Here is a 16,061-nt window from a genome sequence, read left to right as displayed (position 1 = left end):
GCATTTTGTTGCGCAGCTTGCGCTGCATCAAACCCGCGCGCCGTCAACAGCGCGACCATTTCTGTTCAGCTCGCTTTGGTGGCAGGAAAACAAGTCTTGGTTTTTGTGCAAAAAAGCCCGTGTGCGCGGGCGCAACGACGCATTTGCTTATGTGGATTGTGTATAAGCCTGAATTGTGGGAATAAGCGAATTGCCTTAAAATACAGTGCTTTGCTATGGTCGGCGTAAGCCCCTCGCCACCGGCCCGCAGCACCCTTTTTCACTGATAGGACTGTTATGACCCACGTTGTCACCGAATCGTGCATCAGCTGTCGTTACACCGATTGCGTCGATGTATGCCCGGTAGATTGTTTCCGGGAAGGCCCGAATTTTCTGACAATCGATCCGGACGAGTGCATCGATTGCGCCGTCTGCGTGGCCGAATGTCCCGTCAACGCCATCTACGCGGAAGAAGATGTGCCGGCCGATCAGCAGCAGTTCATCAAGATCAACGTTGAACTGGCGCGCGCCTGGCCGTCCATCACCAAGACCAAGCCGGCGCTGCCCGAAGCGGAGCAATGGAAAGACGTCAAGGACAAGATCGATCAGCTGATCCGTTAAGCCAGCCAGCAGCCCTGCCGGACCGCCCTCGCGGCCCGGCATTTCAGGTTCGCGCCAGCAAGATCGTCTCCATCGTGGCACACTGTCGGCCATTCGCAGCAACGCTCAATGCACTGCTGCAAGCTGCACCCCACCCCAAAATCAACAGGAAGTAAGCGCATGACTATCATCGCCAACCATGAAGCAGGCAGCGTCGCTGCCAATAGTTCCTTTGCCGGCGCCATCGATACCGATGCCGTGATCATCGGCGCAGGCCCGGTCGGATTGTTCCAGGTGTTCGAGCTCGGCTTGCTGGAAATTAAGGCCCATGTGATCGATTCGCTGCCGGCCGTGGGCGGTCAGTGCGTCGAACTGTATCCCGACAAGCCAATCTACGACATTCCGGCCGTGCCGGTGTGCACCGGCCAGGAACTGACCGACAACCTGCTCAAGCAGATCGAGCCGTTCGAGCCGACCTTCCACCTGAACCAGGAAGTGACCGTGGTGCAGCGCCGTGAAGACGGCCGCTTCAACGTCGAAACCTCGACCGGCACCCAGTTCATCACCAAGACCATCTTCATCGCGGCCGGCGTCGGCTCGTTCCAGGCGCGCACCATCAAGGTCGACGGCATCGAAGCGTTCGACGGCACCCAGGTGCACTACCGCGTCAAGGATCCAGGCCAGTTCGAAGGCAAGAACCTGGTCATCTGCGGCGGCGGCGACTCCGCGCTGGACTGGGCCCTGAACTTTGTGGGCAAGGCCGAATCGGTCGTGCTGCTGCACCGCCGCGAAGACTTCCGCGCCGCGCCGGCATCGGTGGCGAAGATGAAAGCGCTGTGCGAAGCGTACGAAATGCAGCTGATCATCGGCCAGGTCACCGGCTTCGATGAAAAAGACGGCAAGCTGAGCGAAGTCAAGGTGACCGGCGCCGACGGCGTCACCCGCCGCGTACCGCTCGACATGCTGCTGGTGTTTTTCGGCCTGTCGCCAAAGCTCGGCCCGATCGCCGAATGGGGCCTGGACATCGAGCGCCGCCAGCTCAAGGTGCAAAACACCGAGAAGTTCGAAACCAACGTGCCGGGCATCTTTGCGGTGGGCGACATCAACACCTATCCGGGCAAGAAGAAGCTGATCCTGTCGGGCTTCCACGAAGCGGCGCTGGCGGCCTTCGGCGCGGCGCCCTACATCTTCCCGGACAAGAAGATCCACATGCAGTACACGACGACCTCGCCGAAGCTGCACAAGATCCTCGGCGTCGAGACGCCGACCTTCGACTAAGAGTCTGTTAGCTGAATCAGTCTAACCGCCACAACACATGCCCCGCTCAGCCGGGGCATTTTTCATGCTGCGTTAGGTAGCTCATAAACGAAGCGCACCGTTGTGTGTTAAAACGGTGTATCGAACACGCTTGGCTTGCCTGAAACTGACAGCCTCGCTAAATTTCCAACAAGCACGCCAAATTGCAGTCACGCCTTTCAAATGGCCTATAATTAATCAGCACCCCTTACGCAAACGATTGCAAGGCAACGATTACAACGAAGGAATATGTATGCTTTACCAATTGCACGAGATGCAACGCTCATTCCTGACGCCACTGATGCAGTGGGCCGACGCCTCATCCAAACTCTTTTCCCATCCGGTGTCCCCGTTCGCGCACACGCCGTTCGCGCAGCGCATCGCCGCTGGCTACGAGCTGATGTACCGCCTCGGCAAGGATTACGAAAAACCGCCTTTCGACATCACATCGACCGTCATCGCCGGTGAAACTGTCGGCATCATCGAGCAGGTGGTGGTCACCCGCCCATTCTGCCGCCTGCTGCATTTCAAGAAAGACCTGAACGACAAGGCCATCGAGAAACTGGGCCAGCCGAAGGTGCTGCTGGTCGCGCCGCTGTCGGGCCACCACTCGACCCTGCTGCGCGATACCGTGCGCGGGCTGCTCACCGGCCACGACGTGTACATCACCGACTGGACCGATGCGCGCATGGTGCCGCAGTCCGAGGGCGCATTCCACCTGGACGACTATATCTTCTACGTGCAGGATTTTATCCGCCTGCTCGCACCCGATCTGCATGTCATTTCGGTGTGCCAGCCGACCGTGCCGGTGCTGGCCGCGATCTCGCTGATGGCGACCGCCAAGGATCCGAAGCTGCCGAAAACCATGACCATGATGGGCGGCCCGATCGATCCGCGCAAGTCGCCCACCGCGGTCAACGACCTGGCCATCGAAAAGCCGTTTTCGTGGTTCGAAAATACGGTGATCTACGCGGTGCCGGCCAACTATCCGGGCTTCGGGCGCAAGGTGTATCCGGGCTTCCTGCAGCACGCCGGCTTCATCGCCATGAATCCGGGCCGCCACGCGCAGAGCCACCGCGAGTTCTACAACCACCTGGTGGCGGGCGACGATGAACCGGCCGAAGGCCACCGCCAGTTCTACAACGAGTACAACGCCGTGCTCGACATGCCGGCCGAATACTACCTGGACACCATCAAGACCGTATTCCAGGAACACCGCCTGCCGAAGGGCACGTGGACCGTGGGCGGCAACCTGGTGCGTCCGCAAGACATCACCACGGTGGCGCTGTTCACGGTCGAAGGCGAACTGGACGACATCTCCGGCGCCGGCCAGACCCAGGCCGCGCATGAGCTGTGCAGCGGCATTCCGGCCGAGATGCAGCAGGATTTCGTGGCGCCGAAATGCGGCCACTACGGCATTTTCTCGGGCCGTCGCTGGCGCGAGGTGATTTGCCCGAAGATCGGCGAGTTCATCCAGAAGCACGGCTGATTTCCCGTTCTCTCCTGAATAATGCCGCACGCGGGTTGAGTCCCACGCGCGGCATTTTTTTCGTCCGTGGCGGTGGGCCGCGCGCCGGCGCGGACGGTGCGGATGGCGGGCGGCGACTATAATGTCGCTTTCCCACCCTGCTTGCCCGCCGCCGCCGTGACCAAGACCCTGGCCGACCACATCGAAGACCTGCTGCCGCAGACCCAGTGCACCAAATGCGGGTACGCCGCCTGCCGCCCGTACGCCGAGGCCATCGCCGAGGGCACGGCCGACATCAACCAGTGTCCGCCGGGCGGCATCGAAGGCGTGGCGCGCCTGGCCGCGCTGTTGAACCGCAAGGTCATTCCGATCAATCCGGCCAATGGCGTCGAGCGCCCGCGCCCGGTGGCGTTTATCGATGAAGCGCTGTGCATCGGCTGCACGCTGTGCATCCAGGCGTGCCCGGTCGACGCGATCATGGGCGCGGCCAAGCAGATGCACACCATCCTGCCGAGTTTGTGCACCGGCTGCGACCTGTGCGTGGCGCCCTGCCCGGTCGACTGCATCAGCATGATGCCGGTGACGGGCGAGCGCACCGGCTGGGCCGCGTGGTCGCAGGAACAGGCCGACGCCGCGCGCGACCGGCACGACTTCCGCACCGCCCGCCTGCAGCGCGAGCGCGAGGAAAACGATGCGCGCCTGGCCGCCAAGGCCGTCGCCAAGATGCAGGAAGTGACGGCGCAGCCGACCAATACGCCCGAGGAAATCGCCGAGAAGGAGCGCAAGCGCGCCATCATCGCCGCCGCCATGGAACGCGCGCGCCAGAAGGCGGCGCCGCCGGCGGAAGAATAATCGATGAATCCAGCCAAACGTTTTGAAATCTTCAGCCGCTTCCGCGCCGCCAATCCGCATCCGACCACGGAACTGGACTACACGACGCCGTTTGAACTCCTGATCGCGGTGCTGCTGTCGGCGCAGGCGACCGACGTGGGCGTGAACAAGGCCACGCGCCGCCTGTACCCGGTGGCCAATACGCCGGCGGCCATCCTGGCGCTGGGGATCGACGAACTGAAGTCATACATCCAGACCATCGGCCTGTATCACACCAAGGCCAAGAACGTGATGGCCACCTGCCAGATGCTGATCGACCTGCACGGCGGCGAAGTGCCGCATTCGCGCGAGGCGCTCGAAGCGCTGCCCGGGGTGGGACGCAAGACGGCCAATGTGGTGCTCAATACGGCCTTCGGCGACCCCACCATCGCGGTCGATACGCATATTTTCCGGGTGTCGAACCGCACCGGCATCGCTCCCGGCAAGGACGTGGTGGTGGTCGAGCAGAAGCTGCTCAAGTTCGTGCCCAAGGAGTTTTTGCAGGATGCGCATCACTGGCTGATTCTGCACGGCCGCTACACCTGCATCGCGCGCAAACCCTTGTGCTGGAACTGCATGATTGCCGATTTATGCGAGTACAAGGCGAAGACGCCGGCGCCGGCGGTGAAGTAGCCGCTCGTTCCGGCGCGGGCCCGGCACGACGTTTTTTGGAGAATCCTATGACGCAACACCCGGTTCACCAGAAGGGCGCTGTGCTGCGGGCCGTGCGCGCCGATATCACCACCTTGCAGGTCGATGCCATCGTCAACGCCGCCAACTCATCGCTGCTCGGCGGCGGTGGCGTCGATGGCGCGATTCACCGCGCCGCCGGACCGGAACTGGTGCATGAATGCCGCCTGCTCGGCGGCTGCAAAACCGGGGACGCCAAGGCCACCAAAGCGTACCGCCTTGCTGCGAAGTGCATCATCCACACCGTCGGCCCGGTGTGGCGCGGCGGCGGCAACGACGAAGCGGCGCTGCTGGCGAGCTGCTACCGGCGCGCCATCGATATCGCCGCCGCGCGCGATGTGGAGTCGATTGCCTTCCCGGCGATCAGCACCGGCATTTACGGCTACCCGGTGGCACTGGCTGCGGGCACCGCGGTGGCGAGCGTGCGCGAAGCGCTGCTCACGGCACCGGGCATTCGTGAAGTGGTCTTCTGCTGCTTTTCCGCCGACGACCTGGCGGCATATCAGGCCGAACTGCTCAAACGCTAGCCGTCAGGTCGGCGTGTCTACCTCGTCCCAGTCGGCGTGCTGGAAGCGGATCAGCCAGTTGAGGGCGTGATGGCGTTCCATCACCACGTCGGCATCGGCGCCAAATTCCGCGCCAGTCTTTTTCAGGCGGATCTGGCGGATATGCCAGTGCAGGCGGTAGGTCTGGTCGAGCGCGTCGACAATCTGGCCGGCGTCACGCAGTTCGGGCCCGCGCATCTCGATCTGGCGCGCCACGGCGGCGGCGGTGTCGCAGGGCGCATCCGGGTACGGCAGCGCGTCGACCATGCCCAGCGCCCACTGCAGCACGTACAGACTCTCGTAACGCCACAGGAACTGCGCACACTCATGCTCGGACGGTGACTCCAGCGCCAGGAAGGCGCGTTCGGCCGGCGACAGGCTGTCGTCCGCCAGCGGCATTTTATCGAGCAAGGTGGCGACCGGCATCGGCTCGCCCGCGGCCACCGATTCGGCGCGCAAGGCCACCAGCAGCAAGGCGCGCGCGCGGCCGATGACCTCGTCCCGGTCGCGCAGGGTCAGTTCTTCTTCGCACGCCAGCGGCGGCAGGCTCGCTGGCACCTCGATCGAGCGCGCCGCCAGCGCCGCTTCGGTTGCGCTCTTGCGCGTCCACGCCTGCGCCGGGTACGGCACGCCCGCGCCGGCGGCGGCCTGGCCGTCGGCGACGTTGATCAGGATATGGCCGTCAGGATCGCGCACGTGGCCGTCGGGCGTGAACAGCAGCGCGTTCGATTCGCGCGCCCAGGCATGCAGCGCCGGCAGTTCGTCGTCGGCCACGGCCATGCTCAGGTGATGCTGCACGCGCTGCAGGTGCAGGATGACGTGGTATTTATCGCGCGTCATGGCTTGCGTGCCGCGGGCGAACACATAGCCGCAGAAGGTATGCAGGTGCGTCAGCAGCTCGCCATCGGACAAGTCGCGGCGCCCTTGCAGCGCGTGCGCGAAGGCCGGCTGCGCGATCGTATGGCGCGTGCAGTAGACGTTGTACAAGGTGGTCTCGCCGGTGGGCGCGGCCGGGACGACGCTTTGCGGGCGGGTGAAGAAGCGCTTGAGTGAATTGATCATGTGGCTCGGTGAATCGGTGGCAAGAATGACATGATACCGGGACGGCGCCGTTTTCGGCGGAACAACGCGATCTGCCGCCGACGGGACGCTAGTCCTCGATAGTCAGCACGTTGCCGCTGTCGTCCACGGTGGCGGCGACGCTGTTCTCGGCCGTCTCGCCCGCTGCGTTCTTGCCGCGGAAAGTGGTCCACACGCTCATGCCCTTGCCGGTATCGAGAAAGGTGGTTTCCACGTGCGCGTAGCTGGCCGGGTTCATCATGGTGCGCTTGAGTTCCGCCTGCAGCTTGAGGTGCGCGCCGCCGCGCTTGTCGAACTGGCGCGCCAGCATGGCGTCACGGCCTTTGGCGGCGCTCACGCGCCCGGTCTCCGCCTGTTCGCGCGCGCTGGTCTCCTTCAGTTCCGCGTCAAGCACGGCCACCCTGCCGGCGTAGCGCGTGCTGGATGGATCGAGCGTCGCCAGGAGCTTGTACAGGGCCAGGCGCTGGCGCAGCGGCACCGCCGCTTCGTCCTTGAGGCCCGCTTCGGTTTCGGCGATCCGGATCGACAGGCGCAGTTTGTCGAGGTCGGGATCGGGCGTGCGCGCCGCGTGCTTGTCGATCAGCGCCAGGGCCTCGGTCAGCATGCCCTGGTCGCGCCTGGCGGCGATGTCGGCGACGATGGCCGGTTTGGCGGCGAGGAAGCGCGCCCGTTCGCCGGCGAGCGCCTTGGCCAGGGCCTGGACGGCGTCACGCTCCTTCCGGACCTGCGCCTGCTCAAACACTTCCACGTTCTCGGAAATGCCGACCCACGCCTGCGCGATGAACAGCGCGACGAAGGCGGTGGCCATGCCGCGCCCGTACAGGTTCAAGCCGGTGCGATCGATGATGAACTGGCGCGACGGCGGCGCGCACACCAGCATCGCGAGCAGGGTCACGAAAAACAGCAGCACGCTGAAGGTGAACACGTAGTACAGGAATCCGAACAGCAGGAACACCAGCACGCCGATCCAGCCGAGGAATTTGAAGAAAAATTCTTTCATACGGAACGGCGCCGAAGCCGATCAGAGCAGGACCAGGTTATCGCGGTGGATCAGCTCCGGGCCTTCAAGGAAGCCGAGCAGCTTTTCGATTTCGGACGAGGGCTTGCGCAGGATGCGGCGCGCTTCGCTGCTGGTGTAGTTGGACAGGCCGCGCGCCACCTGCGTGCCATCTTCGGCCAGGCAGGTGATGACGGCGCCGCGTCCGAATTCGCCGCGCACTTCGATCACGCCGATCGGCAGCAGCGACTTGCCCTCTTTCGACAGCTTTTGCACCGCGCCGGCGTCGAGCACCACCTTGCCGGCGGTGTGCAGATGGTCCGCCATCCACTGCTTGCGCGCGGTCAGGCGCCCGGTCTGGGCGCGCAGCTGGGTGCCGATCGCCTCGCCGGCGGCCAGGCGCGTGAGCACGTCGCTGTCGCGGCCCCAGGCGATGATGGTGTGCGCGCCCGACCCGGCGGCGCGCTTGGCGGCCAGGATCTTGGTCAGCATGCCGCCGCGCCCGATGCTGCTGCCGGCGCCGCCGGCCATCGCTTCGAGCGCCGGGTCGCCCGCCTTGCCCTCGGCGATGAGCACCGCTTGCGGGTCCTTGCGCGGGTCGGCGCTGAACAGGCCATGCTGGTCGGTGAGGATGACCAGGGCGTCGGCTTCGATCAGGTTGGCCACCAGCGCACCCAGGGTGTCGTTGTCGCCGAACTTGATCTCGTCGGTGACGACGGTATCGTTCTCGTTGATGATCGGGACCACGCCCAGGCGCAGCAAGGTGGTGAGCGTGGAGCGCGCGTTCAGGTAGCGTTCGCGGTCGGCCAGGTCGGCGTGGGTGAGCAGCACCTGGGCCGTGCCCAGGCCGTGCGCGCGAAAGCTGGTTTCGTAGATCTGCGCCAGGCCCATCTGGCCGACGGCGGCGCAGGCCTGCAATTCGTGGATATCGGTCGGGCGCTTCTCGAAGCCGAGGCGCAGCATGCCTTCGGCGATGGCGCCGGAGCTGACCATCACGACTTCCTTGCCGAGGGCGCGCAGGGCGGCGATTTGCGCGGCCCAGCGCGCGATGGCGGCGTGATCGAGCCCGCGCCCGTCATTGGTGACGAGCGAGGAGCCGACTTTGATGATGATGCGGGTAGCGGTCTGGATGACGGAGTTCATGGGGCAGCGGCTCTTAAGCGCGGGCGCAAGGCGAGCAGCAGGAGCCCTGCCGCCAGTTCGATCCCGCAAACGACTAACAACAATCCCTGGGGCAGGCCAATGGCAAAGGCCGCGACAAAGCGGCCGGCCGGCTGCGCCAGGACGAACAATGCGGTGATATCGCCGAGGACAGGCTGGTCGGCCTGCCTTGCTGCCAGCAGCGCCAGGGCGGCTGTAGCTGCCCTCACGCCGACATACATGGCGAAGAACTGGCTGTAGCCGTTCACGCCAACGAGAAACACGCCCATGGCGATCGCCACCCGGTCCGGGTCCAGCAAAGCCGCTAGTGCGGCCAGCGAACTGGCAAGGGCGATCAGGTTCAGAAGCTGCGTGCGCAGCTTCTGCTTTAGCACGGGTACCAACAAAACTTAGTCGAGAATCTTGAAGCGCGGATCGTCCGGATCGATCGACGCAATGCCGCGTGCTTCTTCGGTCATCTGCGTTTCTTCGGCGCGGTGCTCGCTCTTCTTGACGGTCTCGAGGTGCAGGTAGATGGCGTTGACCAGCTCCGGGCAGCCTTCATGGCTCAATGCCGAAATCTCGAACACAGGACCCTTCCAGGCCATGCGCTTGACGAAATCCTTGACCAGTTTCTTGCGGTCTTCTTCCGGCACCACATCGAGCTTGTTCAAAACGAACCAGCGCGGCTTGTCGACCAGCGACTCGTCGTACTTTTCGAGTTCCTTGATCAGGGCCTTGGCTTCCTTGACCGGATCGACATTGGTCTCGAACGGCGCCATGTCGACGATGTGCAGCAGCAGGCCGGTACGCTGCAGGTGACGCAGGAACTGGTGGCCGAGGCCCGCGCCTTCGGAGGCGCCTTCGATCAGGCCGGGAATGTCGGCGATGACGAAACTCTTTTCGTGCGACACGCGCACCACGCCCAGGTTCGGGTGCAGGGTCGTAAACGGGTAGTCGGCGATCTTCGGCTTGGCGTTGGACACGGCCGTGATGAAGGTCGACTTGCCGGCGTTCGGCATGCCCAGCAGGCCCACGTCGGCCAGGACCTTCAGTTCCAGGCGCAGCTCGCGCCGTTCGCCTTCCTTGCCTTCGGTCTTTTGACGCGGGGCGCGGTTGGTGGAGGACTTGAAGTGGATATTGCCCCAGCCGCCCTCGCCGCCCTTGGCCAGCAGTTCGGTCTGGCCGTGTTCGGTCAGGTCGGCGATGATCTCGCCGTTGTTGTTATCGACGATCAAGGTGCCGACCGGCATGCGCATGTAGATGTCTTCCGCGCCCTTGCCGTAGCAATCCGCGCCGCGTCCGGGCTCGCCGTCCTTGCCTTTGTGCATTTTGGAGTAACGGAAGTCGACCAGGGTGTTGATGTTGCGATCCGCAACCGCCCAGATGGAACCACCCTTGCCGCCGTCGCCGCCGTCCGGGCCGCCGAAAGGCCGGAATTTCTCGCGACAGAACGATGCGCAGCCATTGCCGCCGTCGCCGGCGATGACCTCGATTTTTGCTTCGTCGATAAACTTCATATTTTGTGCCGCCCTAAAACTAAAAAGGCTCTACCGTGGGCAGAGCCTTTCAATGGAAGGCTTGCGCCTTACAAATGTGCGCCATGACAGCGCGGATACAACTTACGCTGCGACTGCTGCTGGAGCTGGGTCGTTAGCAACAACGGTAACGAACTGCTTCGAGCCTGCGCCCTTGACAACGAACTTCACCTTGCCGTCGACCAGCGCGAACAGGGTGTGATCCTTGCCGGTGCCGACGTTCTCGCCTGCGCGCACCGGGGTGCCGCGCTGACGGATGATGATGCCGCCGGCATTGATGGTCTGGCCGCCGTAGACTTTAACGCCAAGGCGTTTTGATTCTGAGTCACGGCCGTTGCGCGTTGTGCCGCCGCCTTTTTTGTGTGCCATTTAAATACTCCTGGATAGCTGGTTACTTTGGACTGATCTAGCCGGGCTCATTGAGCCTGGCACACGGAATTAACCGTTGATCGAAACGATTTGAATTTCGGTGAAATTCTGGCGATGGCCCTGATGCTTTTGGTAGTGCTTACGACGACGCATCTTGAAAATCTTCACTTTATCGTGACGACCGTGTGCCACAACAGTTACCAGTACCGTTGCACCTTCGACCAATGGCGCACCAAACTTGATGGTGTCGCCCGCGCCTACTGCGAGAACTTGATCGATGGTGAGTTCGGAACCAATGTCTGCCGGTATCTGTTCTACTTTAAGTTTTTCGCCAGCGACAACTTTGTATTGTTTGCCACCGGTTTTTATGACCGCGTACATGATAGGAAACCTCATCAAATGTTAAAAAATTCCCTGGCCGGAGCCGGGGGAACCGCAGATTATACATGGATTGGTTTTTTTCGTCAAAAGACATGCACAAGGCCACAGGTTCGTGGTATGTCGACAACTACAAGGCGCTGCGCGGGCCGGCGGCGGGCTGTGCGTGCGGCCGGGCGTAACCGTTGAGCATGGGACGGAAACAGGCGGGGTGTCGTATAATCGCCGCACCTAACGTCCATTGCAGGTTCGCCTTGTCCGCCGCCATCTTACACGCACAACAAAATACCATCGCCCAATCGATCGCTCCGGACATGGAGGCAGTCAACACGGTGATCCGCGAGCGCCTGCATTCCGAGGTCAGCCTGGTCAACCAGATCGCCGAGTACATCATCAGTGCCGGAGGCAAGCGCATCCGCCCCGTGCTGGTGCTGCTGGTGGCCAACGCCTACGGCTACAAGGGCACGGCCCACCATGAACTGGCGGCCGTGGTCGAATTCATCCACACCGCGACCCTGCTGCACGACGACGTGGTCGACGAATCGTCGATGCGGCGCGGGCGCCAGACCGCCAATGCGCTGTTCGGCAATGCGGCATCGGTGCTGGTGGGCGACTTCCTGTACTCGCGTTCGTTCCAGATGATGGTTGGCCTGAACAATATGCGCGTCATGCAGATCCTGTCGGACGCGACCAACGTGATCGCCGAAGGGGAAGTGCTGCAGCTGCTGAACATGCACGATCCGGATGTCACGCAGGAAAGCTATCTGAAAGTGATCCGCTCCAAGACAGCCAAGCTGTTCGAGGCGGCGGCCGAACTGGGTGCGCTCATTTCCGGCGCCAGCGATGACGAGATCAGCGCAGCCGGCGAATATGGCCGTTCGCTGGGTACGGCCTTCCAGCTGATCGACGACGTGCTCGACTACGCGGGCGACGCCAGCGAAATCGGCAAGAACGTCGGCGACGACCTGCGCGAAGGCAAGCCGACCTTGCCGCTGATCTATCTGATGGAAAACGGCACGCCGGAACAGCGTGAACTGGTGCGCAACTGCATCGAGCAAGGCGACGAGCAGCATTTCGACGTCATCCTGGCGGCGGTGACCAGCAGCGGCGCCCTCGATTTCACGCGGCGCGAGGCGGAAATTGCCGCCAAGCGCGCGGCCGACGCCATCGCCGGTTTGCCGGACAGCCTGTACAAACAAAGCTTGATGCAACTGTGTACCTTCGCAGTTGACAGGAACCACTGAGCGGCATAATTTACTACCTGTGATCTGACCACCCGTCGGGGTGTGGCTCAGCCTGGTAGAGCGCTGCGTTCGGGACGCAGAGGGCGCAAGTTCGAATCTTGTCACCCCGACCAAAATTTCCCTTATTTTTCAAGGGAATACCTTTGAAGGTTTTTCAGCCGAAGCGCTGAAATGGTACTTCTGTGCCAAATCTGTGCCACGAAATATAGTTTCGCCTTTATGCATGAAAGGCTAAATATTTCACTGGGCACTCGCTAAGTAATCGCCAGATTTTTCTTGTCAAATCCTGATCGATAACGATCAGGATGGAGGCAGAGATGAGGCTGCGATTGAAGCTTAGCGCCGAGGAACGCAGGACGCTGCGGGAGATGGGGATCTACCATCCGCATGCCCGGACACGGATGCGGGCACAAGGGATGTTCCGGCTGGCGCAGGGTTTGACTCTGCAACAGGTGGCCGACGAATTCGAGGTGCACCTTAACAGTGTCGAGAACTGGCGCCGGCGTTGGGATGAATTTGGCCTGGTCGGCTTGTTCGAGGGCCGGCACACTGGCCGGCCGCCGAAGCTGTCCGACGAGGAGCGGCGCCAGCACTCGGCGATCTAGCCCGCGATGCAGGCGGCACCGCCAGGACACTGCAGCTGCAGTGGGAACGCGCCAAGCATACGCCGCTCAGCCGTAACAGCATCAAGGAAAGCGCATGGCGTTTCGCTACAAGCGTTGCCGGCTTAGTTCAAAGGACAAGCGCGACCCTGCCGCGTTTGAACATGCCAGCGACGTCCTGGCGTCGTTGCAGTGTATGGCGCAGGCGGGCCAATGTGATCTGCTGTATTTCGACGAGTCGGGATTGAGCCCGAATCCGCCGCTTCAGTATGGATGGACGCCAACTGGCTTTCCGTGTCGCTCAGCCTGAAACGGCGCCGGGCATCAAACCAAGGCTGGCGTTTTGGTGGAATTTTAGTCATCAATCAAATTTGCGTCTAAGTAAAAATACCTACTGCCGGCGGCAAGTGACGCCAGTAGTGCTGTTCAAGAACAACTCCACTGGATTCGGCGTACCTGGCTACGGGGCGATGGGCGCCGCGAGGAAGTCGACAACAACAGGCCAGCGGGTTTTTCTGCCCTATGGCCGAACGATGCGCCTTGGAGGCGGCCGTCACGGATAGGTTTCCTCATATTCACGTTGAAGGTCGTCGTGCAATGCTTGCAAGCAGACGTACCCCTCATCCTGTTTGTCCGGGTACTCCTTCTCGTCCCGCAATGCCATGTCCAGGACACACAGCAGGCAATCCAAATCCCATTGGTAGAATGAAATCGGGCGCTTCCCCTTGTAGTTGTCCACCCTGTCGTCCAAGCCATAAGCCTCGCACATCATCCAGGTATGCTTTTGCAGTTCTTCCAGCTGCCGCCCTGAAATCTTGCGCTGAATCGCGACATCGCCCTTCCCTGGTTTCACAAAAACGTCCTTTCACAACATGATTTGATGGCGCCGACGACGTCAGCGCCGGTGTGTACGACGCAACATGCACGGGCGGCCACTAGGCAACAGGTGCTTGGACGCTTGACGGTATCCAGGCACCGCCGCCTCCGGCTGCCAATCTCCGAGACTCAGTCTGCTTTCCCAGCATCGACCAACGATGCCTCAAGCTCCGCTTTCCGCGTTTGAAGCTGTTTCAGCTTCTTGGCGGTCGCGGCGATTTCCTTCCTCACGACACGCAGCTCAGCCTGGTTCTTTACGTTTGCCAGATAGCCGGCGCCAAGTTCTGCCGCAATGTGGCCTTCCAGTTGGCTCCGCAGTAGCCGCAGGTATGGATTCCCCCATACCGCCCCATCCCGGTACTCAAGCCTGCCGGCTTCGATGCCCGCGATAATCAACTCCCGGCTGATGCCATACTCCTCTTGAGCAGTTGCCTCGCTTAGCGTGGCGCCTTTTTGAGTCCATTCGCCGTATTGTGCCATGGTGCATGCCTGATGAAATTGCTGGTCAGTAGAGGGTACACATCATACCCGTTGCAGGCGGCAGGTTCTGCTTGGCCAACTGGTCGCTGCTTGGCACCGATGCAGCAACTGCTGCGAGCCTCGCGGCGCTGGCCCGTCGTCAACATGTGCCGCCAGTTGATTGTCGATTGTCGGACGCTGACCAGCCTTGGCATCAACGCGCGTTGCAACGACACCCATCGGGATTGTGCTACCATCATCGCTGGCATCTGAGCCCAACCTGCCCCCGGGTTAAAGCAGATAAATGCACCGCATTCAATATTCGCATTCCATTCATTTGGTCAGTGCGTAATCGGGGGACGCTGACCGCATTACGATTGGAGTGCCACCATGGCTATTATTCCTATTTCCGCAGGTCGACTGCGCTATCTAAAAAACGCCCTTCAAGACCGTTTTCCTACGGCCAAGTCGTCGCACCTGAGTGAGGCCCTTGCGGCTGGGCTTGGGTTTCGGACAAATGCCGCGCTCCTGAGTTGGATGCTGGACTCAGGTTCAGAACCGGATGTCTCAGCCCTAAATGAGCAGTCCTTCGTCGCCCGCATGACCGACTTCGGGTACACGATTGACCAACCATTTGCGCCTGAAGAATTGCGCCTCATCGGCACTGGCGTACTCACGGAATTTCGTGCCAACATCAAGCGCTTATTGGCGTTAGAAGTGAGCCCCAATTCACACTGGGACGAAATCGGTGCGCTACGCCGCAGTTGCTCGACCTTGTTTGCAAAGGCGTTCGGTCTTGGCTACGTGGAGCCGAGTGGCGACGATAAAAACGTCGTAAAGCGTATGGGCCACGGCATTGACTACAAGGCATGCAGAATGGGATGGGGGCGCGCCGTCAACGTTCGTCACCCGAGCATCAACTTCCCTGGCGCTGACCACCAGGTTCGCTTTTATGGGCGCCTGCGGCTCTCGAACGGGAAGTTCGTTGAGTACAGCACCGCCGTTGTTTCAATGCCCTACGCGGGCGCAGACCGCACCGTCCCTGAACTGCCGAAGGCACGTGAACTCGCTGAACGCATCGGATGGACGTGCACTGAGCTCAAGGACTGGACGTGGTACGCGGCAGAGGCCACAACCCTTGTGCTGTTTCGGCGCACGACATCTCATGAGGAAATGGAAAAAGCATGGGCGACTTCATTCAAGCGATGGCTGATAGAGAACACAAGCCGACTTGCATCCGGGATTGGCGGCGAGGGACGCAAAGTCATCTCGGACGTGATTGACTGCCAGCACTTCCCGCTGGACGTCATCAGCTACGAGGATTGCCGTGAGCGCTACTTGAAGGAATTCTCCACCCGTCTGTACAGCGACGAGGGCGACCCGATGGCCAGAGCTTTCAACAAACTCTTCGACGAGTGGCGAGCCGAACTCAAGCTTGCAGAATTCGATGTCGCGTTTGGACTCACGTAGTAGGCCTGGCAAGGGCAACCCCAGGCGTCGCCGATGAGCAGGCCGTAAGGGCCACTTCCCGGCGGCCCTGCCGCTATTCTGATGTCACGGCGATGCGTTTGCCCCACCCATGCCATTCGTGCTGGCATTGCTGACATTTGGTGTCAATCAATTCCTCTTCCCAGTCCCACTTGGGGCCGCCGCCGAGAACGACACTTCCGTCCGTCAGCGCACTGCGAAGAACCTCGCTCAATCTATCAATGCTGCCGTAGATTATATCCACGCCGCTGAGCTGCCTGCAGCTTACGGCATTTTCGTTATCGAGGCCAAACTCAAAGTACCCGCAAACAGCCTGCCGGAGTCGCAATACCTTCTCCATGCGGGCAGCAGCGAGAGGGTCGGCGCGCTGGATATTCGCGCCAACATCAAGGACGAGCCAACGGGCGCCGCTGGCAGCGTTCACGCGCTGGCATACTTGATG

At 61.7% G+C, this 16,061-nt stretch carries 18 protein-coding genes, 1 tRNA gene and 1 pseudogene; 11 read left to right on the top strand and 9 right to left on the bottom strand.

Features of this window, described 5'->3' with window-relative positions; translation table 11 throughout:
- Positions 1–276 precede the first annotated feature (276 nt).
- From fdxA to RBA41_RS22565, 6 genes are all read left to right on the top strand, one after another.
- Positions 277–600: a ferredoxin FdxA gene (gene fdxA, locus RBA41_RS22590; protein ID WP_099874553.1), complete on the top strand. Its 324-nt coding sequence runs from the start codon at positions 277–279 to the stop codon at positions 598–600.
- Positions 601–759: 159 nt separating this feature from the next.
- Positions 760–1,857, top strand: coding sequence for an NAD(P)/FAD-dependent oxidoreductase (locus RBA41_RS22585; RefSeq protein WP_306626497.1), 1,098 nt, complete (start codon positions 760–762; stop codon positions 1,855–1,857).
- 271 nt (positions 1,858–2,128) lie between these two features.
- Entirely contained in the window at positions 2,129–3,364 is a 1,236-nt protein-coding gene (locus RBA41_RS22580; protein ID WP_306626496.1) for a polyhydroxyalkanoate depolymerase, read from the top strand.
- Positions 3,365–3,520: 156 nt separating this feature from the next.
- Positions 3,521–4,195 (top strand): electron transport complex subunit RsxB, encoded by a 675-nt coding sequence (rsxB, locus tag RBA41_RS22575; RefSeq protein WP_306626495.1) that lies wholly within the window; start codon positions 3,521–3,523, stop codon positions 4,193–4,195.
- 3 nt (positions 4,196–4,198) lie between these two features.
- Complete coding sequence (gene nth / locus RBA41_RS22570; protein ID WP_233295667.1) at positions 4,199–4,846, top strand: endonuclease III; 648 nt, start codon at positions 4,199–4,201, stop codon at positions 4,844–4,846.
- 47 nt (positions 4,847–4,893) lie between these two features.
- On the top strand, positions 4,894–5,430 hold the full coding sequence (locus tag RBA41_RS22565; RefSeq protein ID WP_306626494.1) for an O-acetyl-ADP-ribose deacetylase: 537 nt from the start codon (positions 4,894–4,896) through the stop codon (positions 5,428–5,430).
- Between the two features lie 3 nt (positions 5,431–5,433).
- Here the strand turns inward: RBA41_RS22565 and RBA41_RS22560 are convergent, their stop codons facing one another.
- The 7 genes from RBA41_RS22560 to rplU form a co-directional block, all read right to left on the bottom strand.
- Positions 5,434–6,510, bottom strand: a complete 1,077-nt coding sequence (locus RBA41_RS22560; protein WP_306626493.1) for a DUF4272 domain-containing protein — start codon at positions 6,508–6,510, stop codon at positions 5,434–5,436.
- Positions 6,511–6,598: 88 nt separating this feature from the next.
- A complete protein-coding gene (locus tag RBA41_RS22555) occupies positions 6,599–7,528 on the bottom strand; it encodes a hypothetical protein (protein WP_306626492.1) in 930 nt (309 codons plus the stop codon).
- Positions 7,529–7,549: 21 nt separating this feature from the next.
- Positions 7,550–8,668 carry a glutamate 5-kinase gene (proB, locus tag RBA41_RS22550; RefSeq protein WP_306626491.1) on the bottom strand — a complete coding sequence of 373 codons (1,119 nt, stop codon included), beginning with the start codon at positions 8,666–8,668 and terminating at the stop codon, positions 7,550–7,552.
- Complete coding sequence (locus RBA41_RS22545) at positions 8,665–9,072, bottom strand: hypothetical protein (RefSeq protein ID WP_306626490.1); 408 nt, start codon at positions 9,070–9,072, stop codon at positions 8,665–8,667. The genes proB and RBA41_RS22545 overlap by 4 nt, the downstream gene beginning before the upstream one ends.
- 3 nt (positions 9,073–9,075) lie before the next feature.
- Positions 9,076–10,185 (bottom strand): GTPase ObgE, encoded by a 1,110-nt coding sequence (gene obgE / locus RBA41_RS22540; protein WP_099874544.1) that lies wholly within the window; start codon positions 10,183–10,185, stop codon positions 9,076–9,078.
- Positions 10,186–10,287: 102 nt separating this feature from the next.
- The gene (gene rpmA / locus RBA41_RS22535) at positions 10,288–10,572 is read right to left on the bottom strand and encodes a 50S ribosomal protein L27 (protein WP_054266569.1); all 285 of its coding nucleotides are present in this window, start codon (positions 10,570–10,572) and stop codon (positions 10,288–10,290) included.
- Between the two features lie 69 nt (positions 10,573–10,641).
- Positions 10,642–10,953 (bottom strand): 50S ribosomal protein L21, encoded by a 312-nt coding sequence (rplU, locus tag RBA41_RS22530; protein WP_054268134.1) that lies wholly within the window; start codon positions 10,951–10,953, stop codon positions 10,642–10,644.
- Between the two features lie 251 nt (positions 10,954–11,204).
- Between rplU and ispB the strand changes: the two genes are divergently transcribed.
- The 3 genes from ispB (at position 11,205) to RBA41_RS22515 (ending at position 12,799) form a co-directional block, all read left to right on the top strand.
- Complete coding sequence (gene ispB, locus RBA41_RS22525) at positions 11,205–12,194, top strand: octaprenyl diphosphate synthase (protein ID WP_306626489.1); 990 nt, start codon at positions 11,205–11,207, stop codon at positions 12,192–12,194.
- Positions 12,195–12,230: 36 nt separating this feature from the next.
- Positions 12,231–12,307: transfer RNA gene (locus tag RBA41_RS22520), tRNA-Pro, on the top strand.
- Positions 12,308–12,511: 204 nt separating this feature from the next.
- The gene (locus RBA41_RS22515) at positions 12,512–12,799 is read left to right on the top strand and encodes a helix-turn-helix domain-containing protein (RefSeq protein ID WP_306626488.1); all 288 of its coding nucleotides are present in this window, start codon (positions 12,512–12,514) and stop codon (positions 12,797–12,799) included.
- A gap of 550 nt (positions 12,800–13,349) precedes the next feature.
- On the opposite strand, the gene RBA41_RS22510 is transcribed toward RBA41_RS22515, so the two are convergent.
- Positions 13,350–13,649: a hypothetical protein gene (locus RBA41_RS22510; protein WP_306626487.1), complete on the bottom strand. Its 300-nt coding sequence runs from the start codon at positions 13,647–13,649 to the stop codon at positions 13,350–13,352.
- Positions 13,650–13,801: 152 nt separating this feature from the next.
- Positions 13,802–14,152, bottom strand: coding sequence for a hypothetical protein (locus tag RBA41_RS22505; protein WP_306626486.1), 351 nt, complete (start codon positions 14,150–14,152; stop codon positions 13,802–13,804).
- A gap of 369 nt (positions 14,153–14,521) precedes the next feature.
- Between RBA41_RS22505 and RBA41_RS22500 the strand changes: the two genes are divergently transcribed.
- The gene (locus tag RBA41_RS22500) at positions 14,522–15,601 is read left to right on the top strand and encodes a hypothetical protein (protein WP_306626485.1); all 1,080 of its coding nucleotides are present in this window, start codon (positions 14,522–14,524) and stop codon (positions 15,599–15,601) included.
- Between the two features lie 109 nt (positions 15,602–15,710).
- Positions 15,711–16,061, top strand: a pseudogene (locus RBA41_RS22495) (hypothetical protein); the annotation flags it as partial.

Origin of the sequence: Massilia scottii (assembly GCF_030846495.1) — a bacterium.
Lineage (GTDB): Bacteria > Pseudomonadota > Gammaproteobacteria > Burkholderiales > Burkholderiaceae_D > Telluria_A > Telluria_A violaceinigra.
Note: the sequence above shows the minus strand (reverse complement) of the source record. Positions and strands in the feature narration are given on the sequence as shown.